Genomic DNA, 26,489 nt, shown 5'->3' on the forward strand with positions numbered 1-26,489 from the left:
CATGGAGATCACCGGCCCGATGCTCGACCGGTTCGACGAGATCCTCACGCCGGAGGCGCTCGACTTCGTGGCGGCTCTCCAGCGGGAGTTCGGCGCCAGGCGGCTGGAGCTGCTGCAGGCCCGCCAGGCGCGCCAGGCGGAGCTGTCGGCGGGCGGCATGCTCGACTTCCTGCCGGAGACGAAGGAAATCAGGGGGAGCGACTGGCAGGTCGCGCCCCCGGCGCCCGGCCTGGAGGACCGCCGCGTCGAGATCACCGGCCCCGTCGACAAGAAGATGACCATCAACGCGCTCAACTCCGGCGCCAAGGTGTGGCTGGCCGACTTCGAGGACGCCAACTCCCCGCTGTGGGAGAACTGCGTGGCCGGCCACCTCAACCTGCGCGACGCGCTCGACCGCACGATCGACTTCGAGACGGGCGGCAAGGCGTACGCGCTCAAGCCCGACAGCGAGCTGGCCACCGTCGTCGTGCGCCCACGCGGCTGGCACCTGGACGAGAAGCACGCCCAGGTCGACGGGCAGCCGGTCGCGGGGTCGCTGTTCGACTTCGGGCTCTACTTCTTCCACTGCGCCCAGCGGCAGCTCGACAAGGGCAAGGGCCCGTACTTCTACCTGCCCAAGATCGAGTCGCACCTGGAGGCGCGGCTCTGGAACGACGTGTTCACCAGGGCCCAGGAGCTGCTCGGCATCCCGCACGGCACGATCAGGGCGACGGTGCTCATCGAGACGTACCCGGCGGCGTTCGAGATGGAGGAGATCCTCTACGAGCTGCGCGACCACTCGGCCGGGCTGAACGCGGGCCGCTGGGACTACCTGTTCAGCGTGATCAAGAAGTTCCGGACGAGGGGCCGCGAGTTCCTGCTGCCCGAGCGGAACGCGGTCACGATGACGGCCCCGTTCATGCGCGCGTACACCGAACTGCTCGTGCGCACCTGCCACAAGCGCGGCGCGCACGCCATCGGCGGGATGGCGGCGTTCATCCCCTCGCGCAGGGACCCCGAGGTCAACGCCGTGGCGCTGGAGAAGGTGCGGGCGGACAAGACGCGCGAGTCGGGCGACGGGTTCGACGGGTCCTGGGTGGCGCACCCTGACCTGGTGCCGATCTGCCGGGAGGTGTTCGACGGCGTGCTCGGCTCGCGGCCGAACCAGCTCGACCGGCTGCGCGAGGACGTCAGCGTGACGGCCGGCGAGCTGCTGGCCGTCTCCGAGACGCCGGGCGACATCACCGAGGCGGGGCTGCGCAACAACGTGGACGTGGCGCTGCGCTACCTGGCCGCCTGGATGGGCGGGCTGGGCGCGGTCGCCATCCACAACCTCATGGAGGACGCCGCCACGGCCGAGATCTCCCGCTCGCAGATCTGGCAGTGGATCCACAACGACATCACGCTCGCCGACACCGGCCAGCAGGTCACCAAGGAGCTGGTCGAGCGGATCATCACCGAGGAGGTGGCGAAGATCGCCATGGAGCCCGGTTACGACGAAAAGCTCTTCGCGCAGGCGACGGCCCTGTTCAAGGAAGTGGCGCTGGACGACGACTTCGCCGAGTTCCTGACCCTTCCCGCCTACGCCCGGATGCCGTAAATAATCTGATGATGATGGACACGCTGGTCGCGGCTCTGCGTTCGCTCCTGCCCGCCGATTCGGTCATCACCGATCCGGTGCGATTGCGTACGTACGAGTGCGACGGCCTCACCTACCACCGGGCGACCCCCGGCGTGGTCGTGCTGCCCGGCACGGCCGAGCAGGTCGCCCAGGTGGTACGGCTGTGCAACCAGCACGGCGTGCCCTTCGTGGCCAGGGGCTCGGGCACCGGCCTGTCGGGGGGCGCGCTCCCGCGCGAGGACGGCGTGCTGATCGTCACCTCCAGGATGCGCGCGATCCTGGAGATCGACCTGGACGACCGCCGCGCGGTCGTGGAGCCCGGCGTCACGAACCTGGCCATCACCGAGGCCGTCCGCGACCGCGGCTACTACTACGCCCCCGACCCCTCCAGCCAGCAGGTCTGCTCGATCGGCGGCAACGTCGCGGAGAACTCCGGCGGCGCCCACTGCCTCAAGTACGGCTTCACCGTCAACCACGTGGAGGCCTGCGAGATCGTCACCCCCGACGGCGACCTGGTCACGCTCGACCGCATGGACCCGGGTTACGACCTGCTGGGGGCGTTCATCGGCTCGGAGGGCACGCTGGGCATCGCCACCAAGATCACGGTACGGCTGTGCCGCGCACCCGAGGCCGTGACCACGGTGCTGGCCGCGTTCGAGAGCATCGAGCAGGGCGGGCAGGCCGTCTCGGCGATCATCGGCGCGGGCATCGTGCCGGCCGCGATCGAGATGATGGACGCGCTGGCCATCGAGGCGGCCGAGGCGGCGGTGGCCTGCTCCTACCCCGCGGGCGCGGGCGCGGTGCTGATCGTGGAGCTGGACGGGCCGGCCGCCGAGGTGGAGCGGCAGTTCGTCCAGCTCCGGGAGATCTGCGCGAACGCGTTCGAGCTGCGCGTGGCGGCCGATCCGGCCGAGCGGGCGGCGATCTGGAAGGGCCGCAAGTCGGCGTTCGCGGCCGTCGGGCGCATCAGCCCGGCCTACATCGTGCAGGACGGCGTGGTGCCGCGCACGTCGCTGCCCGCCGTGCTGGCCGCCATCGACCGGCTGTCGGCGGAGCACGGCATCAGGGTGGCCAACGTCTTCCACGCCGGTGACGGCAACCTGCACCCGCTGGTGCTGTTCGACGACGCGGAGCCGGGGGCGGGCGAGCGGGCCGAGGTGGTCTCGGGCGCGATACTCGACCTGTGCATCGAGCACGGCGGCTCGATCACGGGCGAGCACGGGGTCGGCGTCGACAAGTCCAGGTACATGCCGAAGATGTTCAGCGCGGACGACCTGGACACCATGCAGCTCGTCCGGTGCGCGTTCGACCCCCGGGGGCTGGCGAACCCGGGCAAGGTGTTCCCCACCCCGCGCCTGTGCGGCGAGGTGCCGGGCGTGCGCAAGGGCGTGCATCCGCTGGTCGAGTCGGGGAAGGCGGAGCAGTTTTGATCGAGGGGGTGGCGGTCAGGCAGGCGGGTCAGGGCGACGCCGTCCGCGGCGTGATGCCCCGCTGGGTGGCGCTGCCGGAGACCGTCGAGGAGATCGCGGCCGTGCTGCGGGCCTGCGCCGAGCGTGACCTGGCGGTGGTGCCCGCGGGCGGCGGCACGAAGCTGCACTGGGGCCCGCCGCCCGAGCGGTGCGACGTGCTGCTCGACCTGTGCTGCATGAACGAGATCCTGGAGCACGCCGCGGGCGACCTGGTGGTGCGCGCGCAGGCCGGGGTCACCATGGACGCGCTGGCGGGCACGCTCGCGGGCAAGGGGCAGGAGCTGGCGCTCGACGTGCCGTTCACCGAGGGCACGACGGTCGGCGGCACGCTGGCCGCCGCGCTGCCGGGCCCGCGTTCCTTCCGCTACGGCACCGCCCGCGACCTGCTCATCGGCATCACCGTGGTGCTGCCCGACGGCACGATCGCCCGTTCCGGCGGCAAGGTGGTCAAGAACGTCGCGGGATACGACCTGGGCAAGCTCTTCACCGGCTCGTACGGCACGCTCGGCGTCATCGCGGAGGCCACGTTCCGCCTGCACCCGTTGCCTGCCGACCGCCGCTGGGTGGTCGCCGAGCTGGATCGCGCCGAGGTGGCCCCGGTCGCGGCGGCGCTGGCGGCCTCGCAGGCCGAGCCGAGCGCGGTGGAGGTGGACTGGCCGGATCCGGGCGGGCCGCTCACGCTGGCGGCGCTGGTGGCGGGCACGGCGGCCGGGGCCAGGGCGGAGACGTTGCGCGAGCTGATCGGCGGCGGCTCCCCGACCTCGCAACAGCCCTCCTGGTGGGGACTGATCGAGCGGGACGACGTGCTGATCGAGCTGCGGTTCCTCCCGAAGGACACCGCGGGCGTGCTCGACACCGTGGCCGGGACCGGGCTGGCACTGCGGGGCTCGCCCGTCTCGGGGCGGGTGCTGCTGGAGGCGCGGCGGGAGATCGCCGAGGACGAGCTGGCGGCCGCCGTGGCGCGGCTGCGGGAACGGGCGCGGGCGCACGTGCTCGCCGCCCCGTACGACGGGCTCGACCGGTGGGGGCAGGTGAGCGGGCTGCCGTTGATGCGGCGGGTCAAGGAACGGTTCGACCCGGGGCGCAGGATGTCTCCCGGCCGGTTCGTGGGAGGCATCTGATGGACCCGAAGCTGATCAACGACTGCGTGCACTGCGGGTTCTGCCTGCCGACCTGTCCCACGTACGCGCTGTGGGGCGAGGAGATGGACTCGCCGCGCGGCCGCATCCACCTGATGAAGCAGCACGTCGAGGGCACCCCGATCACGCCCGAGATGGCCGGGCACTTCGACGCCTGCCTGGGCTGCATGGCGTGCGTGACGGCCTGCCCGTCCGGGGTGCGCTACGACCGGCTGATCGAGCTGACCAGGGTGGAGGTGGAGCGGCAGCACGTGCGCGAGCCGGAGGACCGGGCGGTGCGCGGGATCGTGTTCAGCCTGTTCCCCTACCCGCGTCGGCTGCGGCTGCTGCGGCCGACGATGTGGCTGGCCGAGCGGATGGCGCCGTTCCTGGCCCGCGCGAACCCGAGCCTGGGCGCCATGGCCGCGCTGGCGCCGCGCGTGGAGCGCAGGCAGCGCCTGCCGCGCCTGGTCAGGGCCAGGGGAGAGCGCCGGGCCACGGTGGGGATGCTGCTCGGGTGCGTGCAGCGGGAGTTCTTCCCGCAGGTCAACGCCGCCACCGCGCGGGTGCTGGCGCTGGAGGGCTGCGACGTGGTCGTCCCGCCCGAGCAGGGCTGCTGCGGGGCGCTCAGCGTGCACTCCGGGCGCGACGCGCAGGCCAGGCGGCTGGCGGGCCGGACGATCAGGGCGTTCGAGCGGGCCGGGGTGGACACCGTCGTGGTGAACGCGGCCGGGTGCGGCTCCTCCATGAAGGAGTACGCCGAGCTGCTGGGGCACGAGCCCCCGTTCCGCGTCGTGGACCTGTCGGAGTACCTGGCCGAGCTGGGCCCCGTGGCCAAGCGGCATCCGCTGCCGCTCACCGTCGCCTACCACGACGCCTGCCACCTGGCCCACGCCCAGGGGGTGCGGGCGCAGCCGCGCGAGCTGCTGAGCGCGATCCCGGAGCTGGAGCTGCGTGAGATCCCCGAGTCGGCCATCTGCTGCGGGTCTGCGGGCACCTACAACCTGCTCCAGCCCGAGGCGGCCCGCGACCTCGGCGACAGGAAGGCCAGGGCGGTCGGCACGACCGGCGCCGAGCTGCTGGTCTCCGCCAACCCCGGCTGCACGATGCAGATCGCCGCCGCCATGCGGCGCGGTGGGGCCACGATCAGGGTGGCGCACACGGCCGAGGTCCTGGACGCCTCGTTGCGGGGAGTGATGCTGTGAGCGGCCGCGGGGAGCCGTCCCCTGGACGCGGCGAGCTGCCCGCGGGCCCGGCGGAGGAGGGCCGGTGAGCGTCCAGTCCGTGGAAAGGGCGCTGGACGTGCTCGAAGCGCTGGCCGAGCACGGCGGCGAGGCCGGGCTGTCGGAGATCGCCGCCAGGACCGGGCTGCCGTACGGGACCATCCACCGGCTGTTGCAGACCCTGCTCGCCCGCGGCTACGTGCGCCAGGAGTCCGACCGGCGCTACGCCCTGGGCGGCGGCCTGGTACGGCTGGGCGGCATCGCGGAGAGCATGGTGGGGGCGTGGGCGCAGCCGTACCTGACCAGGATGGTCGAGCTGTCCGGCGAGACCGCGAACCTGGCCGTGCTCGAAGGCGACTTCGTCGTCTACGTGGCGCAGGTGCCCTCGCCGCGCAGGCTGCGGATGTTCGCCGAGGTCGGGCGGCGGGTGCTGCCGCACAGCACAGCGGTGGGCAAGGTGCTGCTGGCCGGGCGGCACGCCTCCGACGCGGTCGCCGTGTTCGAGCGCACCGGCATGCCGCGCCGCACCCCCAACACGATCACCGACGTGTCCGCCATGCTCGCCGAGCTGGGGACCGTCAGGAGCCGCGGCTACGCCATGGACCTGGGCGAGGAGGAGCTGGGCGTGCACTGCCTGGCCGTGCCCGTGTGGGACGGCGACCGGGTGGTGGCCGCGATGTCGGTGTCGGGGCCGGCCGAGCGGATCGACGCGCTGGACCGCGACGACCTGGCCGAGCGCATGCGGAAGATCGCGCTCGACTTCGGCGGTGAGCTGGCTCCGGGCTGAGGCTATTGTGTTGCGCCATGGGCAACAGCACGTCGGTTCAGTCCGTCGATCGTGCCATCGCGATCCTGGAGATCCTGGCCCGCGACGGGGCCACCCGCGTGACGGACCTGGCCGCCGAGCTCGACGTGCACAAGTCCACGGCGTTCCGGCTGCTGGCGGCCCTGGAGCAGGGCGGGCTGGTGGAGCAGACCGGCGACCGCGGGCGCTACCGGCTCGGGTTCGGCGTCGTACGGCTGGCCGGGGCCGCCACCGCGCAGCTCGACCTGTCGCGCGAGAGCCGCCCGGTGTGCCTGCGGCTGGCGGAGGAGATCGGCGAGACCGTCAACATCGCGGTGGGCCGGGGCGGCGACGCGGTCAACGTCAGCCAGGTACGCGGCCCCGCGGCGATCAGCGGGCACAACTGGGTCGGGCAGCGCACGCCCGCCCACGCCACCTCCAGCGGCAAGGTGCTGCTGGCCCACGGCGTCCTGCAGCTCGGCCCCGAGCTGGAGCGTTACACGCCGCACACCATCACCGCGGCGGAGGGCTTGCGCCTCGGCGAGATCAGGGAGCGCGGCTGGGCGGCCACGGTGGAGGAGCTGGAGGTCGGGCTGAACGCGGTGGCGGCGCCGATCAGGGGCGCCGACGGGTCGGTGGTGGCCGCGGTCAGCGCCTCGGGGCCCTCCTACCGGCTGACGCCCGACCGGCTGGCGGAGGTGGGCGCGGCGCTGGTCGCGGGCGCGCGGGAGATAAGCCAGCGCATCGGATATTACGGTTAGTGGCATGTGCAGAAGCATCAAGACCCTCCGCCCGCCGTACACCGAGAGCGTGACCGAGGAGGACGTGCGGGCCGCCGCGCTGCAGTACGTCAGGAAGATCTCCGGCTTCCGCGCGCCCGCGGCGCACAACGCGGAGGCGTTCGACCGGGCCGTCGAGGCGATCACCAGGGCGTCGGAGGAGTTGCTGGGGGCGCTCGAAGTTCGCGGGAGTCGTTGACAGGGCCTGCCTGTGGGAGAAGTCTCCCCGGTGTAACCCCCAGCGATCCCCCAGGGAGCTCCCATGATCAGCGGGTTGTACCAGGGACAGGACGGCGACTCCCGGCTGGCGCTGCGCATCGACGTCGACGGGGCCAGGCCCATGGGGCGGGTGAGCGGCGACCTGTTCACGGTGGCCGGGGCGACCACCTCCTACGTCGGCTCGTTCGTGGTGCACTCCCCTGCCGTGGAGGCGGGGCGGATCCAGGGGCGCGGGGACTTCACGTTCGCCACGCCGGTGCGCGACGTGAGCGTCACGATCACCGAGGAGGCCGGGACGGCCGCGGTCGCCGGGCGCACCTACCAGGTGTCGTTCGTCTCGCCGCACTTCCGCAGCGTGCTGCTGGAGCAGGACTCGGTGGTGGGGACGGCGCCGTTCGTGGCCTACCGCACCGGGTCGCTGCCCGGCCCGGCCGGGTCGCCGGCCAGGGAGCTGAACCTGGTGTCGGCGTACGCGGAGGCGGGCATCGAGCTGACCCTGGCCGAGCCGGGCGTGATCCCGGTCGAGGGGTCGGGCACGGACCTGGCGTGGGACGACGCGGAGCTGCACCACGCGATGACGCGGCACTTCGGCGCGTTCGGGGACGCGGTGGCGTGGCGGCTGTGGCTGCTGGTGGCCAGCAAGCACGTGGGCGGCTACCGGGGCATCATGTTCGACTACAACGACGCGCACCAGCGGCAGGGCGCCGCGGTCTTCTACGACGCGATCAAGGGCGACACGCCGCAGGCGCAGCGGGCGCAGTTACGGACGTACGTGCACGAGCTCGGCCACGCCTTCAACCTGCTGCACTCCTGGCAGAAGAACCTCGCCACCCCACCCCAGCCGCTCGGCCCGAACGGCGGCTTCGGCGATCTGTCGTGGATGAACTACGTGCAGCACTACCGCCCCGGCGGTGAGCAGGGCTACTGGGCCGCCTTCCCCTTCCAGTTCACCGACGCCGAGCTGATCCACCTGCGCCACGGCTTCTACCGCGACGTCGCCATGGGCGCGAACGCCTTCGGCACCGGCGCCGCCGAGATCGACCCCTTCGAGCAGCCTGTCGAGGACCACTCGGGGCTGCGGCTGGAGCTGCGGGCCAAGGAGTCGTACGAGCTGGGCGAGCCCGTCGTCGTGGAGCTCAAGCTCGCCTACACGGGCGAGCCGCGCACGACGCACGGCCACCTGCACCCCGACACGGAGTTCACCCAGGTCTCGATCACGCAGCCCGGCGGCAGGACGGTGCTGTACCGGCCGATGATGCGGCACTGCGTGGACACCTCCCCCGAGATCCGCCTGGACCCGGGCAACCCGGCCATCTACCGCAGCGCGTACATCGGGCACGGCCGGGACGGCCACTACTTCCAGCTCCCCGGCGAGTACCAGATTCGCGCCCAGTACATCGCCGCCGACGGCTCCCGCATCGTCTCCCCCGTCTGCCCGGTCAGGGTGCGCTTCCCGGTCAGCCGCGACGACCACCTGGTGGCCGAGCTGATGCTGGGCGAGGACCAGGGCAAGCTGTTCTCCCTGCTCGGCTCCGACTCACCTGCGCTGCGCTCCGGCAACGAGGCGCTGGACGAGGTCATCGGCCGGTACGGCGACCACCCGCTGGCCGTCTACGCCCGCCTGGTCAAGGGGCTCAACGCGGAGCGGGAGTTCAAGGAGCTGACGCCCGGCAACCGGCTGCGCGTCCGGCCGCCGGACCCGAAGCAGGGCATCGAGCACCTGACGGTCGTGGCCAGGGACGCCGGCATCGACAACATCACGCTGAACCTGGCGATGCGCCGGCTGGCCCGGGCCGAGGCGCGGCAGGGGGACATCGGGCGGGCGAACGCGGTCATGGACAGGATGGTCGCCACGTTCGAGGCCAAGGGGGTCAACGAGATCGTCCTGGGGCAGATCCGCCGCCAGGCCGAGCTGACGAAGAGCGCGCTCAGCGCCGAGGTCTCCTGAGCTCCTCGCCAAGGGGCGGCTCCCGGCCCGATCCGGATCCGCGCCCGCGCGGATCGTCTCTCCGGCGCTACCCGCCGGTACGCGGCACCGGCACGCCGCCGACACAGGTGATCTTCAGTTCGAGCTCCTCGCCCTCGTCCGGCTCGAACTCGACCTTCGCCTCCCGCGCCGGCCCCGACTCGACCTCGTCGACCGAGTAGTCCTGGGCCGGGCTCCACGAGCGCAGCGTGACCAGGCCGCCGGCGTCGCAGGAGGCGATCACCGTGCCGCCCGCGCTGCGGATCAGCCTGCCCTGCGAGCTCTGCGCGGGCGTGGCGCTCGCCGTGGTGGCGGCGCGGGGGGTGGCGGTGGCGAGGGCCGCGCGGACGTCGTCGCGGCTGAGCACGTGGCTGTCGGTGCCCGTCAGGCCGTTGCCGAGCAGGCCGAGCACCGCCACGGCGGCGCCGGTGGCCGCGAGCGCGGTGACCACCCAGGCAACGACGAGCTTCTTCATGCCACTCAGATTTCCCCACGTACGGCTAAGGCCAGGTTAAGGCGACGCTAAGGCTGCCCGGGGCAGCGGCGATGACCGTCTACGTTTCTGTATATGGCGGACATCCTGCTCATCGAGGACGACGTGGCGATCCGTACGGCGCTGAGCCGCGGGCTGCGGGACCTCGGCCACGCCGTCTCCTCCTCCCCCACGGCGCTGGAGGGGCTGCGGCTGGCCGTACAGGACCGGCCCGACCTGATCGTGCTCGATCTGGGGCTGCCCGATCTCGACGGGGTGGAGCTGCTGCGGATGTTGCGGGCGGTCAGCCGGGTGCCGGTCATCGTGGCGACGGCCCGCGACGGGGACGCCGAGATGGTGCCGGTGCTGGACGCGGGGGCCGACGACTACGTGGTCAAGCCGTACAGCGCGGCGCAGCTCGACGCGCGGGTGCGGGCCGTGTTGCGGCGGGCCGGCGGGGCGGCGCCCGAGGAGCCGCTGAAGGTGGGGGCGCTGCGGGTGGATCCGCGGGCGCGGACCGCGACCCTGGACGGGGCGGCGCTGGATCTGACGCCGCGCGAGTTCGACGTGCTGCACTACCTGGCGGCCCGGCCGGGCGAGGTCGTCACCAAGCGGGAGTTGCTGACCGAGGTGTGGCAGCTCCCCTACGGGGGTGCCGACAAGACCGTGGACGTGCACCTGTCGTGGTTGCGCAGGAAGCTGGGCGAGACGGCCGCCGAGCCGCGTTACCTGCACACCGTGCGCGGCGTGGGCGTGAAGCTGGTCGAACCGTGAGGCGGTGGCTGGCGCTGCTCGTCGCGGCCACGACCTCGCTGGTGCTGATCGCCTTGCTGGTGCCGATGGCGCTGCTGATCCGCGCGGTGGCCGAGAACGGGGCGATGAGCCGGGCCACGGCCGCGGCCGAGTCCGTGGCGGTCGCGGTCGGCACGCCCGACCTGGGGCTGGCGGTGGAGCAGGTGTCGCGGCCCGTGACGGTGTTCCTGCCGGACGGGCGGACGGTCGGTGAGCAGGCGGCTCGCTCCGATGCCGTACGCCTTGCCGCCACCGGGCGCAGCGTCACCGCCGAGACCGGCGGGGGCAGGGAGGTGCTGGTCTCGGCGCAGTCGCCCGGAGGGACGGCCGTGATCAGGGTGTTCGTGCCGGACGCCGAGCTCATGCGGGGTGTGCGGGAGGCGTGGCTGGCGCTGGCGCTGCTCGGGATCGGGCTGGTGGCGCTGGGCATCGTGCTGGCGGACCGGCTGGCGCTGGCCGTGACGCGGCCGGTGGACGGGCTGGCGCGGGTCTCGCACCGGCTCGCCGGCGGCGACCTGACGGCCAGGGCCGAGCCAGGGGGGCCGCCCGAGGTGCGTTCGGTGGCGCTGGCGCTCAACCATCTGGCCGGGCGGATCGACGAGCTGCTGGCGGCCGAGCGGGAGTCCGTGGCCGACCTCTCGCACCGGCTGCGCACGCCCCTGACGGGCCTGCGGCTGGACGCCGAGTCGCTGCGCGACCCGGAGGAGGCGGCGCGGGTGCAGGCCAGGGTGGACGCGCTGGAGCGGGCCGTGAGCGCGGTGATCACGGAGGCGCGGCGGCGCTCGGCGGGGCGCGACTCGTGCGACGCGGCGGAGGTGGTGCGCGAGCGGGTGCGGTTCTGGTCGGTGCTGGCCGAGGACCAGGGGCGGGAGGTGTCGGTCTCCGTGCCCGACGGGCCGCTGCCGGTCGCGGTGGGGGCGGAGGAGCTGGCGGCGTGCGTGGACGCGCTGCTCGGCAACGTCTTCGCGCACACCCCGGAAGGGGCCTCCATGGCGGTACGGCTGCACCCGCGTTCCGAGGGGGCGCTGCTGGTCGTGGAGGACGCGGGGCCGGGGTTCGAGGCCGCGTTGCTGGAGCGGGGGAACAGCGGCGGCGGCTCGACGGGTCTCGGGCTCGACATCGCGCGGCGTACGGCCGAGTCCTCCGGTGGCGGTCTGACCGTCTCCAGGCCGGCGGAGGGCGGGGCCCGGGTGGAAGTGGCCCTCGGCCCTTTCTCGTCGCCTTAACCACCCTTTAGCGCCCGGTTACCGGGGATCGCGATTACCTGGAGCCATGCGAATCACCAAGAAGCTCATCGTTGCCGGAATCGTCTCCCTCGCCGCTACCGGTGGCGCGGTCTACGCGACCACCGCCTACGCCTCCGAGACCGCCGAGACCGCCGCCCCCGCCGTCGCCCCCAAGGTCACGGCCGAGCAGGCCATCTCGATCGCCCTCAAGGAGGTGCCGGGGTCCTGGGTCAGCGAGCTCGACTTCGACAGCCGCGGCCAGCAGGCCGACACCTGGGAGCTCGAGCTGACCAAGGGCGCCGAGCGGCACGAGGTGGACGTGGACGCGGCCTCCGGCAAGGTCACCAAGCAGCAGGCCGACCAGGACGACGACGACCAGAACGAGGACGGCGACGACGGGGACGACGACTGATCCCTGGACGTGGTGAAGATGCCGGCCCGCTGATCGCGGGCCGGCCTTTCCATGTTCAGGGGGCGATCAGCGCACCATCCTCATGACCAGCGGCCGGTGGTCGGACAGCGTGGTCGGGAGCACGGATCCGCTGGTCGTGGTGATGCCGCGGGTGTAGATGTAGTCGATGCGGGCGTCGCCGAGGGTGGGCTTGTTCGCGTACCGGGCGCCGGTGTCGGCCCAGCCGGCGCTGACGAACCGCTTCGACAGCGCGTCCGTCGGCAGCGCGTTGAAGTCTCCGGTGAGGATCAGCCCCGTCCTGGTGCCGAAGTAGTCGAGCACCTTGGCGGCCTGCGCCTCGCGGCGGCTGACCGAGGTCTGCGACAGGCCGGGCGACAGGTGCGTGGTGAACACCCGGACCTGCGCGCCGCCGCCGAGGTCGAGCCGCACCCCGGCCATGGAGCGGTTGACGGGGCAGGTGGCGAAGTCGGTGAGCTTGATCGTCACCCGCTCGACGATCCTGTACGAGGACAGGATCGCGTTGCCCGCCTTACCCGGCTGCGGATCGTCGCAGGGCCCCACGTCGTCGCCCGCGCCGAAGTGGGCGTTGTCCGTGATGTCCCACCCCAGCTCGTCGGCGAGCAGGCGCACCTGGTCGGCGTCCGGCCTGCGGTGGATCTCCTGCAACGTGACGACGTTGGCGCCGCTGTCGCGGATGACGCGGGCCATGGCCTCGATGTCGGCGTTCTCGCCGTGGATGTTCCAGCTGAGCACCACGACGTTGGCGGCACGGGCCTGCGCCGGTGGCGGCGAGGCGAGGGCGGTGAGGAGGGCTAAGGCTGCGATCACTTGGCTGCGCCTGATCACTCGCATGACCCGTGATCTTACGTGCACATCACCTGGTAGTCAGCAGTTCTCCAGGATGCCCTTCATGGCGTCCTTCTCCGCCGAGGTCACCCAGAGCTCGTACTTGGCCTTCACGTCGACCTGCTTGGCGATGTACGTGCAGCGGTAGGACTTGCGGGGCGGCAGCCAGGTGGCGGCGTCGGAGTCGCTCTTCTGGCCGTTCAGCGGGCCGTCCACGGCCATGAGGTTCAGCGGGTCGTTGGCGAACTCCTTGCGCTTGGTGGCCGACCACTGCTGGGCGCCCTTCTGCCAGGCGTCGGAGAGCGGGATGACGTGGTCGATCTGCACGGCGGTGCTGGTGTCCTGGCCGCGCTTGAATGTGATGGTCTTGCCGCTGTACGGGTCGTGCAGGGTGCCGGTCAGCACGATGCAGTCGTGGGTGCCGGACCTGAACGTCTCGTCCTCCAGGTCGCGCTTGAGGATGTCGTTGCGGGTGTCGCAGCCGTTGCGGTCCACGTCGGCCCAGGCGGGGCCGAACTTGTCGCGGTCGAAGCCGGTCCTCGGGGCGCGGCCCTTGACGGCCAGCTTCTCCAGCTTCTTCCTGGCGTCGGAGATCGCCGCCGAGTCGGGCTTGGCGGCCTTGCCTTCACCGCCCGGCGACTGCGCCGCTTCGAGCCCGCCGCAACCGGCCAGCACCGCCACCGTGGCCATACCGGCCATGAACGCCCGCACCCGCACGCCAGCCCCCAGACTTCCTTGTTTCCGTAAAGTCTAGGTAATGCCCCAAATATGGATCTATATCGCGTCGATGGCGTCGAGCAGCCACTCCGCGAGGTAGCGGGTGAAGGATGACCTGACGTAGATGCGGTAAGCGCCGGAGGCGCGCCGCTCCAGGATGACCCCCGTCTTGCCGAGCAGGGTCTGGGCGTGGCCGAGGAAGACGTCCGGGTGCAGGTCGAGGGGGCAGCCGGTGATCAGCACGTCCTCGGCGGCCGGGCCCGACAGCTCCAGGATCGCCCGCTGCCCTGACACGTCCACCGAATCCGGGCGCGTCTCGAAATTTCCGGTCACCAGCCACCAGGACGGCCCCAGCCGCAACCCCGCGCCCGGATCCGCGCCCCGCACCTCCCACATCGGCTCGAACGGCACCTCGCGCAGCCGCACCCTGTCCCCGCTCACCGCCTCGAACCGGGCCGCGAACGCGGCGGCCGGGCTCTCGGCGCGCGCCTCGAAGCCCTGCCCGGGACGCGCCCCGGTCAGGGGCTCACCGTCGCGGCGGGTGTTGTCCGGGTCGTAGAAGGCGGGCTCCGCGACGGTCACCGGGCGCGCCGCGCCCCTGGACACGGCGGTGAGCCGGTCGCCTGGCGCCACCCCCTTGGCCAGGGCCAGGCAGAACGTGCGGCCGAGCGCGGCGCTGCGGTAGCTCGAGGTCACGTGACCGAGCATCGGCACCACCCCGTCAGGATCCTGGCCGGCGGCGACGAGCTGGGCGCCCTCCTCCACCAGCGCCTCCGGGTCGTCGGGGAGCAGGCCGACGAGGCGCTTGCGGTCGCCTCTCGCGGTGTCGGGGCGGGCGTGCGAGCGCTTGCCCACGTAGTCGGGCTTGCGCCGGGAGACGATCCACGACATGCCCAGGTCCTGCGGGGTGACGGTCCCGTCGGTCTCCTGCCCGACGATCGCGAACCCCTTCTCGGCCCGCAGCACGTGCATGGCCTCGGTCCCGTACGGCACCGCCCCCAGCTCCAGCACCGCCTCCCACAGCGCCCGCCCGTAGGCCCACGGCACGTTCACCTCGTACGCCAGCTCCCCGGAGAAGCTGATCCTGAACACCCTCCCGGCCACGCCCAGCACGTCGGCCGCCGTGTACCGCATGAACGCCAGCTCGAGCGCCCCGGGCGCGACGGCCGCGACGACCTCCCTGGCACGCGGCCCGGCCACCACCACCGTCGCCCAGTGGTCGGTGACCGAGGTGAACGACACCTCCATGCCGGGCCACTCCGTCTGGTGCCACTCCTCCAGCCAGTCGAGCACCGTGGCGGCGTTGCCCGTGGTCGTGGTCGTCAGGAAGTGGTCCTCGGCGAGCCTGGTGGTGGTGCCGTCGTCGAGCACCATCCCGTCCGCCCCGCACATCAGGCCGTAACGGCAGGCGCCGACGGCGAGCGTGGAGTACAGGTTCGTGTAGACGCGGTCGAGGAAGGCCCCGGCGTCCGCGCCCCGGATGTCGATCTTGCCGAGGGTGGAGGCGTCCATGGCGGCCACGTCCGTGCGGGCCGCGCGGCACTCGCGGAGCACGGCCTCCTCCATCGACTCGCCGTCCTGGGGGAAGTACCAGGGGCGTTTCCACTGGCCGACGTCCTCGAACACCGCGCCAGTCGCCACGTGGGCGTCGTGCATGGCGGTGGTCCTGACGGGGTCGGACAGCTCGCCGCGGTCGCGCCCGGCGAGGGTGGCGAACGACACCGGCACGTACGGGGGGCGGAACGTGGTCGTGCCCACCTGGCCGGGCGCGGCGCCGAGGAGGGCGGACATGACGCCGACGACCACCGCGCCCGAGGTCTTGCCCTGGTCGGCGCCGGTGCCCGCGGTGGTGTAGCGCTTGACGTGCTCGACCGAGCGCATCCCGGTGCCCGTGGCCCTGGCCAGGTCGGCCACGGTCACGTCCCGGTGCAGGTCCGCGAACGCGAGCTCCCCCTCGACCACCCCCAGGGCGGCCGGCGGGCGCAGGGGCTGCTCGTCGCACTCCGGCACCCGCCATCCGCGCGCGGCGTGCCCGGCGGCCTCGGAGCCCGCCGCGTAGCCGTCGGCGATGGCCTCGCGGGTGCCGTACAGGCCCCGGCACGCGCCGGCCGAGCGCTCCGCCTGGGCCGAGACGCCCGGGACGAACGCCTGCAGGTGCTCGTCGAAGCGCACCCGCCCCTGCGACTGGCTGAACAGGTGCACGGCCGGGTTCCAGCCGCCCGCGACGGCCAGCAGGTCGGCCTCGACGTGCCGCGAGCCCACCTGGACGCCGTTCAGCACGCCGTCCGCATCGCCCGTCGTGCCGGTCACGACGTCGCCCGCCACCCGGGGGTCCACGACGGCGGCGATCTCCACCCCGGCCGCGGCCAGGTCCCTGGCCGCCTCGTACCCGGAGTCCGCGCACGCGAACACGACGGCCCGCCGCCACGGCGCGACCCCGTACCGGTTGGCGTAGGCGCGGGCGGCGGAGGCCAGCATCACGCCGGGCCGGTCGTTGCCGGGGAAGGCGATCGAGCGCTCGTGCGCCCCCGTCGCCAGCACCACCTCGCGCGCCCTGATGTGCCACAGCCGCTCGCCCCGTGCCCGCCGCTCCACGGCCACCACGTAGTTGTGGTCGTGGTAGCCGACGGCGGTCGTCCGGGTGAGCACCCGTCCGGGCAGGTCGAGCCCCGCCACCCAGGCGAGCGCGGGCGCGCCGTCGAGGAGCAGGCGGGAGTTCAGCAGGTCGCCGCCCAGCCGCGGCTGCTCGTCCACGAGGATCACCCGCGCGCCCGCCCGCCCCGCCGCCACCGCGGCGGCCAGCCCGGCGGGGCCGCCGCCGACCACCAGCACATCGCAGTGCAGGTACCCCTTGTCGCAGCGGCGCTCGTCCACGACGTCGAGGTCCACGCGGCCCTTGCCGCGCAGGCTCCACGCCTCCAGCCCGTCGTACAGCTCCACGACCGTGGCCGCCAGCATCGGGTCCGCGCCCACCTTGACCAGCGCGTTCGGCTCCTCGGGCCCGGCGGTGAAGACGCCGCGCGGCCGGCCCAGCGCCACGCTGCGGCCCACCACCCGCACGCCGTTGCGCAGCAGCGCGGCGGCCAGCGTGTCACCCGGCTCGCCCCGCATCTCGCGGCCGTCGAACGTGAACCTCATCGAGGGTCCCTCATCTCGTGGGTGACCGTGTGCCGCTCGACGGTGAACCAGGTCCGGCAGCCGTGCGCGTGGAACCAGCGCTCGTGGAACCAGCCCTTGGGGTTGTCGCGCATGAAAACGTAGGAGGCCCACTCCTCGTCGGAGGTCTCGCCGGTCGGGTAGGAGATCCCGGCCTGGCCGCCGTAGCGGAACTCGTTCCCGTCGCGGGGGCCGCAGTGCGGGCAGTGGAGCAGCATCATCAGTGCGCCACCGCCGCCGCGCCGTGCTCGTCGATGAGCGCCCCCGTGGTGAACCTCTCCAGCGCGAACGGCTCCGCCAGCGGATGCGGCCGCTCGTGGGCGATCGTGTGCGCGTACACCCAGCCGGAGCCCGGCGTGGCCTTGAAGCCGCCGGTGCCCCAGCCCGCGTTGACGTAGAGGCCGTCCACAGGTGTGCGGCCGATGACGGGCGAGGCGTCGGGCGAGACGTCCACGATGCCGGCCCACGTCCGCAGCACCCGTACCCGGTTGAAGACGGGGAACAGCTCCAGCGCCGCCGCCATCTGCGCCTCGATCACCTGGAAGTCGCCCCGCTGGCCGTAGGAGTTGTACGCGTCGATGCCCGCCCCCATGACCAGCTCCCCCTTGTGCGCCTGGCTGACGTACACGTGGACGGCGTTCGACATGACCACGCAGTCGAGCACCGGCTCCAGCAGCTCCGACACCAGTGCCTGGAGCGGGTGCGACTGCAGCGGCAGCCGGATCCCGGCCTGCGCGGCGAGCACCGAGGTGTGCCCGGCCGCCGCGAGCGCGACCTTCCCGGCGGCGATCCGGCCCCGCGACGTCTGCACGGCCATGACCCGATTTTTCAGGATCTCGAACCCGGTGACCTCGCAGCCCTGGATGAGGTCGATGCCGTACGCGTCGGCCTTGCGCGCCAGCGCCCAGGCCACGTGGTCGTGCTTGGCGATGCCGCCGCGCCGCTGCAGCGTGGCCCCCATGACCGGGTAGCGGGCCCCGCTCGACACGTTGACGACCGGGCAGAACTTCTTGACCTCGTCCGGGCTCAGCCATTCGGCGTCCACCCCGTTGAGCCGGTTGGCGTTCACCCGGCGCCTGCCCTCGCGCACGTCGCCCGGGCTGTGCGCCAGGTTGAGCACCCCTCGCTGGCTGAACTGCAGGTCGTAGTCCAGCTCCGCGCTCAGCCCCTCCCAGAGCTTGAGCGAGTGCTCGTAGATCGCGGCGCTCTCGTCCCACAGGTAGTTGGAGCGGATGATCGTGGTGTTGCGGGCCATGTTCCCGCCGGCCAGCCAGCCGCGCTCCAGGACGGCCACGTTCGTGATGCCATGATTTTTCGCCAGATAGTAGGCAGTGGCCAGGCCGTGCCCGCCGCCGCCCACGATGACGACGTCGTAGGCGGGCCTGGGGTCGGGGTTGCGCCAGAGGAAGTCGGGGTGGGTCAACGCCTGATCTTCTCCATCCCGGGGTCGTACAGCGGCTCGGCGGCGACCTCCGCGAGCACGCGGCGGCCGAAGTAGGAGATGTCCACCTGCGTCCCGGGCTCCGCCAGCTCGGCGGGCAGCCAGGCGTAGGCGATGGGGTACTCGATGGTGTGACCGTAGGCGGCGCTGGTGACGTACCCGACCGTACGGCCGTCGTGACCGACCGGCTCCTTGCCCATGACGACCTGGTTGCTGAGCAGCGGCACCAGCTTGCGCGTGACGTCCTTGGTCAGCGCGTCACGCCCGATGAAGTCCTTGTCCTCCCTGACGGCGAACCCCAGCCCCGCCTCGTACGGGTTGTGCTCGGTCGTCATGTCCACGCCCCAGAGCCGGTAGCCCTTCTCCAGCCGCAGGCTGTTGAACGCGGCCCGGCCCCCCGCGATCGCCAGCCCCGGTGCCCACAGCGTGTCCCAGAGCTTGAGCCCCAGGTCGGCCGTGGTGTAGAGCTCCCAGCCCAGCTCGCCCACGTAGGAGACCCGCATCGCGAGCACCGGCACCTGCCCGACATATCCGGATTTGCAGCCGAAGTAGCGGAAGCCTTCGTGCGACAGGTCCATGTCGGTCAGCCCCTGCACGAGCTCCCTGGCCCGCGGCCCCCACACGCCGACGCAGCACGTCCCCGGCGTCAGGTCACGCACCCGCACCCCGCCGGGGGCGTGCCTGGCCAGCCAGTCGAGATCGAGGTTGCCGTTGGCACCGAGCTGGAACGTGTCCTCGTCGAGCCGCGCCACGGTGAGGTCCGACCGGATGCCGCCCCTGACGTCCAGCAGCAGCGTGTACGTCACCGAGCCGGGCTTCTTGTCCACGTTGTTCGTGGTCATCCGCTGCAGGAACGCCGCCGCCCCCGGCCCGTGGACCTCGATGCGCTTGAGCGGCGTCATGTCGAAGAGCGCCACGCGCTCCCTGGCCGCGTACGACTCGGCGGCGGCGACCGGCGACCAGTGGCGGCCGGCCCACGGGTCACGCCGCGCGGCCCCCAGGAACGCCTCGGCCGCCGGCTGCCCCAGGGGGCCGCGCCGCAGCAGCAGCTCCTCCAGCAGCGGCGTGTTCGCCTCGAACCAGTGCGGCCGCTCCCACCCAGCCGCCTCCAGGAAGACCGCCCCCAGCTCCCGCTGCCGCGGGTAGAACGGGCTGGTCCGCAGCGGCCGTGGCGACTGCATCGGCTGCAGCGGATGGATGATGTCGTAGACCTCGACGAAGTTCTGCTTGCCCCGCTCCTCGATGAAGGCGGGCGAGAGCTGCACCTGCTCGAACCGGTTCAGCTCGCACTCGTGCAGTTCGACGGCCGAGCGCCCGTCCACCAGCACCTCGGCCAGCGCCCGCGCCACCCCGGCCGAGTGCGTCACCCACACGGCCTCGGCCAGCCAGAACCCGTCGAGATGCGGGGCCTCGCCGATCAGCGGGAAACCGTCGGGGGTGAAGGAGAAGACGCCGTTGATGCCGTCCTCGTACTTGGACTCGGCCAGCGCGGGCAGCAGCTCGACCGCGTCCCGCCAGGCGGGGTCGAAGTCCTCCTCGGTGAACGCCTGCACCGACGGCATCGTGGTGGACCTCGGGCCGATCTCGTCCTGGGCGACCGGCATGGGGCGGTGGGAGTAGGAGCCGATGCCGATACGGTCGCCGTGCTGCCGGAAGTACAGGTCGCGGTCCTGATGGCGCAGGATCGGGGCCTGGTTCATCGGGCTCAGCGGCCCCGACTTGGCGTACTGGTGGGCCAGGGGCTGCAGCGGCACGGTCAGCCCGGCCAGCTTCCCGATCGACGGCCCCCAGAACCCGGCCGCGCACACCACCACGTCCGCCGGGATCGTCCGGTACTCCCCCGACGTCACGACCGAGACCCCGGTGACCCGCCCGCCCCGCTGCTCGATCCCGACCACGGTGTGCCCGGCCAGGAACCTGGCCCCGCGCTCGACGGCCCGCGCCGCCTGCGCCTGGCCGCAGGCCACCGCCGCCGCCAGCCCGTCGCTCGGCACGTGGAACCCGCCGAGCACCTTGTCGGTGGCGAGCAGCGGCCACAGCTCGGCGCACTCCCCGGCGTCGAGCAGCCGCGCCTCGACGCCCCACGACTCGGCCCAGCCGTGCTTGCGGTGCAGGTCGGTCCAGCGCTCCGGGGTGGTGGCCACCTCCAGCCCGCCCACCTGCCTGAAGCAGTCGCCGCCCAGCGCCGTGTACTTGGCCACGGTGTAGGCGGCGAACTCGGTCATGGTCCTGGACGGGTTCGTCTGGAAGACGAGGCCGGGGGCGTGGGAGCTGGACCCTCCGGCGGCGAAGAGCGGGCCCTGGTCCACGACCGTGACGTCCGTCCACCCCCGCTCGGTGAGCTCGTCGGCGAGGGCGCAGCCCACGATCCCCGCTCCCACGATCACCAAACGAGGTCGGCTCATGGTGCCTCCGGTTGTTCCTTAATACGCAACACACACCGGACTACGCAACGACCATAGAGTCCAGGACCCGCCGGAACAAGAGCTACCGCACGGGCGAGGTGTCCCGTACGAGATACGTGACCACGCCCGCGTCCGGCACGGCCAGCTCCTCGAACCCCAGCCGGTCGTAGAAGGCCCGCGCCGCCACGTTGCTGGTCAGCATGCTCAGATGCAGCCTCGCGACCCCCGCCTCGCGCAGCCCGTCGACGAAGGCGCCCATGAGCCTGCGCCCCCATCCCTTGCCCTGCCAGTCCGGCAGCAGGTCGATGTGCAGGTGCGCCGGGTACCCGGCCAGCTCGGGCCGGATCATCCGCTCGGGCCGGTAGTGCAGCGCCAGCATCTGGTCGTCCCGCGTGACGGGCGGGTCGGCGGGCGCGGGCAGCGCCGCGCGCGGGATCCACTCCTCGCGGTAGCGGCGCACGAACCGCTCGGTGTCGGCCGTACCCACGATGTAGCCGACGGCGTTGCCCTCGCCGTCGTCCACCACGTGGGCGTGCTCGGGCTCGAGGATCACGTACGGAGCGGCGAACAGGTCGCCCATCAGCCGGTCGGAGGCGTACATGCCGCGGGCGTCGCCTCCGGCGTCGGCCGTGCGCACGCAGATGTCGTAGACGCTGTCCAGATCCCGGGGCTGGTACGAACGCACATAAGGGGAGATCATTCGCGACAACGTACCAGTACGCTGAGCTCGCGCGGGAAGGGGCGACATGGCGCAGCAGCGGCGTTTACTCGAAGGACTCGGCGTCACCGTCGCCGAGGAGACCGCCTACCGGGCCCTGCTCCGGCACGGCCCCGCGACGCTGAGCGAGCTGGCCGCCGAGACCGGCTCCTCGGCCGCCGCCATCCGCCGCATGCTGCCCAGGCTGGAGGACCTCGGCCTGATCTCCCGCGTGGCCGGCCGCCCGCTCCGCCTCGTCGCCACGCCCCCGAACATCGCCATCGACATCCTCGTCGCCCGCCGCCAGGAGGAGCTCACCCACAGCCGCGCCGCCGCCGCCCTCCTGGCCACCGAGGTCGCCGACCGCGGCGGGCCGCACCCGGAGGAGGTGCTGGAGGTGGTGACCGGCCGCGACGCCGTGGCCAGGCGGTATCTCCAGCTCGAACGCAACGCGACCCGGGAGATGCTGGTGCTGGTGCATCCGCCGTACGCGGTGGACATCAGCGACGACCGCGAGAACCGCCGCCGCGCCGCCCGCCAGGGCGCACCCGTCACCCGCGGCATCTACAGCCCGCTGGCCTTCGAGCAGCCCGGCATGCTGGCCCACACCCGCCGCGCCGTCGCCGACGGCGAGCAGGCCCGGCTCGGCCAGGTGCCGGTCAAGCTCGCCATCGCCGACGCCCGCACCGCCATCCTCCCGCTGGTCTCCGACGAGGACCGGGCCGTGGAGAGCGCCCTGGTGGTGCACCCGTCGGCGCTGCTGGACGCCCTGGTGGGCCTGTTCGAGACGCTGTGGCGGGCCGCCGTCCCGCTGCGCCTGACCCCGGAGGGCCTGGAGCAGGACCGGCGCGGCCCGGACGAGGAGGTGCTGGCCCTGCTGGCGGCCGGCATGAAGGACGACGCCATCGCCCGGCAGCTCGGCCTCAGCCCGCGGACGGTGCAGCGCCGCGTCCAGGTGCTGTGCGAGCAGCTGGGCGCGCGGACCCGCTTCCACGCCGGCTTCCTGGCCGCCCACCACGACCTGCTGCCCGAATGACCGCTCGCCCGCGCCCGAGGGCCCGCCGGTCGAAGGCCGGCGCCCGACGGCCTACGTGATCAGGATCCCGCCGTCCACCGGCAGCGCGACCCCGGTGATGTACGAGGCCGCGTCGCTCGCCAGGAACACCGCCGCCGCCACCAGCTCGGCCGGATCCCCCGCCCGCTGCATGACCACCCGCGACGCCATCATCTGCTCCAGGTAGCCCGGCTTGTACTGCTCGGTCATCTCCGAGGCGAAGAAGCCGGGCTCCAGGCAGTTGACCCGGATGCCGCGCCGCCCGGTCCACTGCTGGGCCAGGTCGCGCGTCAGCCCCACCACCCCCGCCTTGGACGCGCTGTAGGCGGCCTGGGGCAGGCCGGCCGTGGTCTCGCCGAGGATGCTGCCGATGTTCACGATCGACGAGCCCGGCCGCATCACGCGGGCGCACGCCTGCGCCATCCAGTACGTCCCGTGCAGGTTGATCTCGACGACCCGGCGGAACTCCTCGGGGGTCTCCTTGAGCGCGGGCACGGCGGTGCCGACCCCGGCGTTGTTGACCAGCACGTCCACGGAACCCATGGCCTCGACGGCGGCGGCCACGACCGCGTCGCAGTCGCCGGGCAGCGCCACGTCGGCGGGCACGGTCAGGCACCGGCGGCCGGTCTCCTCGACCAGCCGCCGCGTCTCCTCCAGCCGTTCCTTGCGCCGGGCGCAGATGACCACGTCGGCGCCCGCCTCGGCCAGGCCGCGCGCGAACGCCACCCCCAGCCCGGCGGAGGCCCCGGTGACGATCGCCACCTTGCCGTCGAGCCGGAACCGCTCCAGCACGCCTGGATCAGTACTCCGCGCGTCACCCACTGCCCCGCGTTCCTTCCGCCGGTGAAAGCCTTCCCGGGGAGGATGGCACAGCAAGGGCCCGCTCCGCACCGCCCGGCCTCTCACCGTCCGACGGCAGCGCCCCCGTCGACACGCGAAAAGGCGGCCCTCCGCCGGCGCACCGCCCCCGCGTGAGAGGTGGTGCGCCTTCGGCAGGCCGCCCGTGCCGGCGACGGACCTACAGGCCGTACTCCTTGACGATCCGCTCGTGCCGCTCGACCTCGACGTCGATCTCGCGGGCCAGGTCGAGCCAGGCCAGCGGATGCACCCACCGCTCGGTGGCGTCGTCGAGCAGCGCGTCGACCTCGGCGGGCGACACGTCCGGCGGCACCGCGACCCAGCCGAACACGCCCGGCAGCGGCTCGCCGCTGGTCGGGTGGTTGACGGTGTAGTTCTCGTCGCTGTAGACCCACATCGGCCAGCCGCGCTCGGCCATGACCTCGGTGAACTCCGCCCAGTCCTCCTCGCTCGGCGCGGCGCCGTCGAAGAAGTAGCTGGTGTAGCCGCCGGGCCGCAGGATGCGCACCGCCGCGAACGGGGGCACGAAGTTCTGCTGCTCCTGCGGGTCGTCGGGGACGGGCTCGAGGAGCTGCGGGTCGAACACGACCAGGTCGCCCGCGTTGTACTCCATGCCGCGCGGCTGCGGCAGGGCGAGCCTGGCGGTGGCGGGGCCGGTGCGGATCGACAGGACCTGGCGCTGGCCGCCGTCGGGCGCGGGCAGGATGAGCCGGATGAGGCCCATCTCCTCCTCGATCGGGCCCTCCGTGGACTTGATCGGCATGCCGATCTTGGCGGCGCCCTTGCGTACGGTCTCCCAGTCCTCCGCCGAGGTGGCCATGACGATCATGCGCCAGACGTCCTCGTCGAGCAGCTCGTCGAGCACCTCCAGCAGCACCTCGGCGGCCCTGCCGTTGGCGTCGAGCTGCTGGGCGGCGCCGGACAGCAGGCGGCGGGCCTCGATGCCGGCCCCGGCGTGGATGGCGTGCTCGGCCGCGTCGGCCGTCTCCTGCCAGCGCTCGCGGGCGCTGTGCAGCCTGGCCAGCGTGAGGTGCTGGGCGGCGTGCGGCAGCAGGGCGGCCATCTGCTCCAGGCGCTCGTCCTGGCGGGCCTCGATGAGCAGCGTGGTGAGGTAGGCCACGTCGTCGGAGTCGGCGGTGGCGATGTCGCCGCTGTCGACCAGCAGCTTCCAGTAGATGTCGGCGCCGGTGGCGGGGTAGCCGAGGAAGCCGAGCGTGGTGGTGTGCCGGCGGGTGGCCTCGATGTCCTGGCCGGACAGCGGGGCCAGCCAGCCGACCCACTTCTCCGGGTCGGCGTTGAAGCCGTCGGCGGCGTCGAACAGGCCCACCCGCTCCTCCACGGGGCCGGGGGCCTCGGGCTCCGCGGTGGCCTCGGCGGCGGCCCGCAGCGCGTTGATGCGCTCGGTGAGGTCGCCGGTCTCGCGCAGCTCGGCGCTGCCGGACTCGGCCAGGTCGGCCAGCAGCCTGGCCTGCCACACGCCCTGCCTGCCGATGGCCAGCTCCCCCGCGACCAGCGCGAGCTCGACGCGCGAGCGGTAGCCGCCCATCATGCCGAAGTAGTCCATCCACTGGCGCACGACCCGGCCGAGCTGCCAGGTGTTGGTGATCTGCGCCGAGCCGGCCAGCTTGTTGACCGCGTGCGACCACTCGACCCACACCCGCGGGTGCTCGCCGACCACGTCGAGGTCGGGCAGCGCGTCGACGGCCTCGGCGATCCGGCCGAGCGTGGCCAGGATCAGCGCCCGGCGCACGCCGTCGCGGTGCTCCTTGGCCACCGGGTCGTCGGCCTGGAACCCGGCCGCGGCCTGCAGCGCGGTGAGCGCGTCCTCGGCGCGGCCGACGGCCAGCAGCGCGCGGGCGCTCTCGGCGCCCAGCTCCCAGCTCGCCTCGCGCCCGGCCGTGCGCAGCCGCTCGACCGCGGACTCGGCGTAGGTCACGGCCTCGCCCGGCTTGCCCGCGTCGATGAGGGCGGAGACGTACTGCGTCACCAGCCCGGCGAAGGCCGGCTTCTCCGGGCTGGTGCTCTCGAGGTAGGCGCCGAGCGTCTCGAGGCGGTCGGTGGCGTAGCCGGGGCCGTCGGTGTTGGCCCAGACGACGGCCAGCGCCTCGACGGCGGCCGGCACGGCGGGGCACTCGCGCACGTCTTCGCGCTGGGCGAACGCCAGGAGCTGCTGGGCGTCGTCGATGGCGACCGCGCCCTGGGCCCGGTCGCCGATGCGGCCGATCAGATGCCAGTAGCGGGCGTAGAACTCGAGCCAGGGCAGCTCCAGGCCTTCTGCCTGCTGCGCGATGGCCGGAGCCATGACGTCGAGCTGCGGATACCGGCCCTCATAGGCCTGTGCGGGGAGGTCTCCCAGCGCCATGGCGAGGCCAACGTTGCCCGCCTCGGAAAGCTGCTGCTGGGTTTCGCCGACCCAGGCCCAGATGTCCACGTCCATGGGCAGTCAGTCTGCCAGGTCAACGGGCGTGCCCAAAACGCAGAAGCTCGATCAGCTCGTCCGATTCGCTGTCCGTCAGGACCGAAAACACCGGCGCCATGAGGTCGTCGGTGGTCTCCTCCACGGCCGCGCGCCGCGCGACCACGTCGGGGCCCGGCTCCGCGTACGGCTCCGGCCAGGTGAAGAACCTGGCGATGGCCGCGCCCTGCGACTGCCCGAGCGGGGCCCCGCCGTGCTCGGCGGCCAGCGTCGCCTCCAGCGGGTGCAGCCCGGCCGCGAGCACCGCGTTGGCGTGCAGGCCGCCGCGCAGCTCGCGGACGAGGTGCATGAGCTGCACGGCCCTGGCGGGCGGGTCGTCGGGCAGCGGCACGGCCCGCCAGCCCGCGAAGAGCGGCGCCCCGACCGGCGAGGCCTGCTCGACGACCGGCTCCAGCAGCTCGGCGAGCCTGGCGCAGCCCTGGTAGCCGCCCAGCTTGCGGCGGCCCCACGCGTGGCAGGCCTCGGCGTAGAGCTCGACGGCCCGATCGGCGGGGAGCTTGCGGCCGCCGTTCCAGTTCTCCTCGACGTGCGCGGCGGGGAAGAAGACGGCGACGGCGGTGACGACGCCGGCGTCGCACTCGCCGAGCACGCCGCAGCGGCCCCTGAAGTAGACCTCGCGGGCGCCGAGGCCGTACTCGTCGCAGATGGCCTTGACCTCTCGGGAGATCATGAATCCGCCGCCGAGCCGGCCGATCGGCGTCTTCACCTGTACGGCGGTGGTGCGTGGGTCTGCCATGTCCACCTCTCAGTTCGCGAAGTAGACCCAGCATCTCCCATTA

Annotated in this window: 23 protein-coding genes; 12 read left to right on the forward strand and 11 right to left on the reverse strand. The window is 72.8% G+C overall.

Translation table 11 applies throughout. The features are described from left to right. The first annotated feature begins 1 nt into the window (after position 1). From aceB to ACBJ32_RS24965, 8 genes are all read left to right on the forward strand, one after another. Positions 2–1,579, forward strand: a complete 1,578-nt coding sequence (aceB, locus tag ACBJ32_RS24930; RefSeq protein WP_375128745.1) for a malate synthase A — start codon at positions 2–4, stop codon at positions 1,577–1,579. A 14-nt stretch (positions 1,580–1,593) separates the two neighbouring features. Beyond that, positions 1,594–3,030 carry an FAD-linked oxidase C-terminal domain-containing protein gene (locus ACBJ32_RS24935; protein ID WP_375128746.1) on the forward strand — a complete coding sequence of 479 codons (1,437 nt, stop codon included), beginning with the start codon at positions 1,594–1,596 and terminating at the stop codon, positions 3,028–3,030. Then, positions 3,027–4,190, forward strand: coding sequence for an FAD-binding oxidoreductase (locus tag ACBJ32_RS24940; RefSeq protein WP_375128747.1), 1,164 nt, complete (start codon positions 3,027–3,029; stop codon positions 4,188–4,190). Before ACBJ32_RS24935 ends, ACBJ32_RS24940 begins: the two co-directional genes overlap by 4 nt. Continuing rightward, entirely contained in the window at positions 4,190–5,392 is a 1,203-nt protein-coding gene (locus tag ACBJ32_RS24945; RefSeq protein WP_357870484.1) for a heterodisulfide reductase-related iron-sulfur binding cluster, read from the forward strand. Before ACBJ32_RS24940 ends, ACBJ32_RS24945 begins: the two co-directional genes overlap by 1 nt. Positions 5,393–5,456: 64 nt before the next feature. Further along, positions 5,457–6,197 (forward strand): IclR family transcriptional regulator, encoded by a 741-nt coding sequence (locus ACBJ32_RS24950; protein ID WP_375128748.1) that lies wholly within the window; start codon positions 5,457–5,459, stop codon positions 6,195–6,197. A gap of 17 nt (positions 6,198–6,214) precedes the next feature. After that, a complete protein-coding gene (locus tag ACBJ32_RS24955) occupies positions 6,215–6,955 on the forward strand; it encodes an IclR family transcriptional regulator (RefSeq protein ID WP_375128749.1) in 741 nt (246 codons plus the stop codon). A gap of 4 nt (positions 6,956–6,959) precedes the next feature. Next, a complete protein-coding gene (locus ACBJ32_RS24960; protein WP_080041988.1) occupies positions 6,960–7,172 on the forward strand; it encodes a DUF2277 domain-containing protein in 213 nt (70 codons plus the stop codon). Between the two features lie 63 nt (positions 7,173–7,235). Next, positions 7,236–9,140, forward strand: coding sequence for a hypothetical protein (locus ACBJ32_RS24965; protein ID WP_375128750.1), 1,905 nt, complete (start codon positions 7,236–7,238; stop codon positions 9,138–9,140). 67 nt (positions 9,141–9,207) lie between these two features. Here ACBJ32_RS24965 and ACBJ32_RS24970 read toward each other — a convergent pair whose 3' ends face one another. Further along, positions 9,208–9,633: a hypothetical protein gene (locus ACBJ32_RS24970; protein ID WP_357870473.1), complete on the reverse strand. Its 426-nt coding sequence runs from the start codon at positions 9,631–9,633 to the stop codon at positions 9,208–9,210. A gap of 93 nt (positions 9,634–9,726) precedes the next feature. Here ACBJ32_RS24970 and ACBJ32_RS24975 point away from each other — a divergent pair, with 93 nt between their 5' ends. Genes ACBJ32_RS24975 through ACBJ32_RS24985 form a run of 3 tightly spaced genes read left to right on the forward strand, consistent with a single transcriptional unit; the run spans position 9,727 to position 12,060 of the window. Continuing rightward, complete coding sequence (locus tag ACBJ32_RS24975; RefSeq protein WP_357870470.1) at positions 9,727–10,404, forward strand: response regulator transcription factor; 678 nt, start codon at positions 9,727–9,729, stop codon at positions 10,402–10,404. Beyond that, positions 10,401–11,648 (forward strand): HAMP domain-containing sensor histidine kinase, encoded by a 1,248-nt coding sequence (locus ACBJ32_RS24980; protein ID WP_357870468.1) that lies wholly within the window; start codon positions 10,401–10,403, stop codon positions 11,646–11,648. Before ACBJ32_RS24975 ends, ACBJ32_RS24980 begins: the two co-directional genes overlap by 4 nt. Before the next feature lie 46 nt (positions 11,649–11,694). Then, positions 11,695–12,060, forward strand: coding sequence for a PepSY domain-containing protein (locus tag ACBJ32_RS24985; protein WP_375128751.1), 366 nt, complete (start codon positions 11,695–11,697; stop codon positions 12,058–12,060). Between the two features lie 66 nt (positions 12,061–12,126). On the opposite strand, the gene ACBJ32_RS24990 is transcribed toward ACBJ32_RS24985, so the two are convergent. The 7 genes from ACBJ32_RS24990 to ACBJ32_RS25020 all read right to left on the reverse strand — a co-directional run bounded on the left by ACBJ32_RS24990 (position 12,127) and on the right by ACBJ32_RS25020 (position 21,325). Beyond that, complete coding sequence (locus ACBJ32_RS24990; RefSeq protein ID WP_375128752.1) at positions 12,127–12,912, reverse strand: endonuclease/exonuclease/phosphatase family protein; 786 nt, start codon at positions 12,910–12,912, stop codon at positions 12,127–12,129. 33 nt (positions 12,913–12,945) lie between these two features. Further along, on the reverse strand, positions 12,946–13,623 hold the full coding sequence (locus tag ACBJ32_RS24995; protein ID WP_357870459.1) for an HNH endonuclease family protein: 678 nt from the start codon (positions 13,621–13,623) through the stop codon (positions 12,946–12,948). Positions 13,624–13,680: 57 nt separating this feature from the next. Then, the gene (locus ACBJ32_RS25000; protein ID WP_375128753.1) at positions 13,681–16,761 is read right to left on the reverse strand and encodes a 2Fe-2S iron-sulfur cluster-binding protein; all 3,081 of its coding nucleotides are present in this window, start codon (positions 16,759–16,761) and stop codon (positions 13,681–13,683) included. Continuing rightward, a complete protein-coding gene (locus ACBJ32_RS25005) occupies positions 16,758–17,000 on the reverse strand; it encodes a sarcosine oxidase subunit delta (RefSeq protein ID WP_375128754.1) in 243 nt (80 codons plus the stop codon). Before ACBJ32_RS25005 ends, ACBJ32_RS25000 begins: the two co-directional genes overlap by 4 nt. Beyond that, positions 17,000–18,202 (reverse strand): sarcosine oxidase subunit beta family protein, encoded by a 1,203-nt coding sequence (locus ACBJ32_RS25010; RefSeq protein ID WP_375128755.1) that lies wholly within the window; start codon positions 18,200–18,202, stop codon positions 17,000–17,002. Before ACBJ32_RS25010 ends, ACBJ32_RS25005 begins: the two co-directional genes overlap by 1 nt. Beyond that, the gene (locus tag ACBJ32_RS25015; protein WP_375128756.1) at positions 18,199–20,625 is read right to left on the reverse strand and encodes an FAD-dependent oxidoreductase; all 2,427 of its coding nucleotides are present in this window, start codon (positions 20,623–20,625) and stop codon (positions 18,199–18,201) included. Before ACBJ32_RS25015 ends, ACBJ32_RS25010 begins: the two co-directional genes overlap by 4 nt. Positions 20,626–20,707: 82 nt before the next feature. Then, positions 20,708–21,325, reverse strand: coding sequence for a GNAT family N-acetyltransferase (locus ACBJ32_RS25020; RefSeq protein WP_375128757.1), 618 nt, complete (start codon positions 21,323–21,325; stop codon positions 20,708–20,710). Between the two features lie 46 nt (positions 21,326–21,371). Between ACBJ32_RS25020 and ACBJ32_RS25025 the strand changes: the two genes are divergently transcribed. After that, positions 21,372–22,358, forward strand: coding sequence for a helix-turn-helix domain-containing protein (locus tag ACBJ32_RS25025; RefSeq protein ID WP_375128758.1), 987 nt, complete (start codon positions 21,372–21,374; stop codon positions 22,356–22,358). A 51-nt stretch (positions 22,359–22,409) separates the two neighbouring features. On the opposite strand, the gene ACBJ32_RS25030 is transcribed toward ACBJ32_RS25025, so the two are convergent. From ACBJ32_RS25030 to ACBJ32_RS25040, 3 genes are all read right to left on the reverse strand, one after another. Then, a complete protein-coding gene (locus ACBJ32_RS25030) occupies positions 22,410–23,168 on the reverse strand; it encodes an SDR family NAD(P)-dependent oxidoreductase (protein ID WP_375128759.1) in 759 nt (252 codons plus the stop codon). Positions 23,169–23,394: 226 nt separating this feature from the next. Continuing rightward, positions 23,395–25,671 carry a tetratricopeptide repeat protein gene (locus tag ACBJ32_RS25035; RefSeq protein WP_375128760.1) on the reverse strand — a complete coding sequence of 759 codons (2,277 nt, stop codon included), beginning with the start codon at positions 25,669–25,671 and terminating at the stop codon, positions 23,395–23,397. Between the two features lie 19 nt (positions 25,672–25,690). After that, positions 25,691–26,446 carry a hypothetical protein gene (locus tag ACBJ32_RS25040; protein WP_375128761.1) on the reverse strand — a complete coding sequence of 252 codons (756 nt, stop codon included), beginning with the start codon at positions 26,444–26,446 and terminating at the stop codon, positions 25,691–25,693. Between the last annotated feature and the right edge of the window lie 43 nt (positions 26,447–26,489).

The sequence above is a fragment of the Nonomuraea sp. GTA35 genome (assembly GCF_041950525.1).
GTDB lineage: Bacteria > Actinomycetota > Actinomycetes > Streptosporangiales > Streptosporangiaceae > Nonomuraea.

Excerpts from the sequence above, each read along its gene's own strand:
- ACBJ32_RS25040 (WP_375128761.1), bottom strand. The coding sequence starts at position 26,446 with ATGGCAGACCCACGCACCACCGCCGTACAGGTGAAGACGCCGATCGGC.
- ACBJ32_RS24975 (WP_357870470.1), top strand. The coding sequence starts at position 9,727 with ATGGCGGACATCCTGCTCATCGAGGACGACGTGGCGATCCGTACGGCG.
- ACBJ32_RS24985 (WP_375128751.1), top strand. The coding sequence starts at position 11,695 with ATGCGAATCACCAAGAAGCTCATCGTTGCCGGAATCGTCTCCCTCGCC.
- ACBJ32_RS24970 (WP_357870473.1), bottom strand. The coding sequence starts at position 9,633 with ATGAAGAAGCTCGTCGTTGCCTGGGTGGTCACCGCGCTCGCGGCCACC.
- ACBJ32_RS24955 (WP_375128749.1), top strand. The coding sequence starts at position 6,215 with ATGGGCAACAGCACGTCGGTTCAGTCCGTCGATCGTGCCATCGCGATC.
- ACBJ32_RS25005 (WP_375128754.1), bottom strand. The coding sequence starts at position 17,000 with ATGATGCTGCTCCACTGCCCGCACTGCGGCCCCCGCGACGGGAACGAG.
- ACBJ32_RS24965 (WP_375128750.1), top strand. The coding sequence starts at position 7,236 with ATGATCAGCGGGTTGTACCAGGGACAGGACGGCGACTCCCGGCTGGCG.
- aceB (WP_375128745.1), top strand. The coding sequence starts at position 2 with ATGGAGATCACCGGCCCGATGCTCGACCGGTTCGACGAGATCCTCACG.
- ACBJ32_RS24945 (WP_357870484.1), top strand. The coding sequence starts at position 4,190 with ATGGACCCGAAGCTGATCAACGACTGCGTGCACTGCGGGTTCTGCCTG.
- ACBJ32_RS25035 (WP_375128760.1), bottom strand. The coding sequence starts at position 25,671 with ATGGACGTGGACATCTGGGCCTGGGTCGGCGAAACCCAGCAGCAGCTT.
- ACBJ32_RS24990 (WP_375128752.1), bottom strand. The coding sequence starts at position 12,912 with ATGCGAGTGATCAGGCGCAGCCAAGTGATCGCAGCCTTAGCCCTCCTC.
- ACBJ32_RS24935 (WP_375128746.1), top strand. The coding sequence starts at position 1,594 with ATGGACACGCTGGTCGCGGCTCTGCGTTCGCTCCTGCCCGCCGATTCG.
- ACBJ32_RS25025 (WP_375128758.1), top strand. The coding sequence starts at position 21,372 with ATGGCGCAGCAGCGGCGTTTACTCGAAGGACTCGGCGTCACCGTCGCC.
- ACBJ32_RS25020 (WP_375128757.1), bottom strand. The coding sequence starts at position 21,325 with ATGATCTCCCCTTATGTGCGTTCGTACCAGCCCCGGGATCTGGACAGC.
- ACBJ32_RS25015 (WP_375128756.1), bottom strand. The coding sequence starts at position 20,625 with ATGAGCCGACCTCGTTTGGTGATCGTGGGAGCGGGGATCGTGGGCTGC.
- ACBJ32_RS25000 (WP_375128753.1), bottom strand. The coding sequence starts at position 16,761 with ATGAGGTTCACGTTCGACGGCCGCGAGATGCGGGGCGAGCCGGGTGAC.
- ACBJ32_RS24960 (WP_080041988.1), top strand. The coding sequence starts at position 6,960 with ATGTGCAGAAGCATCAAGACCCTCCGCCCGCCGTACACCGAGAGCGTG.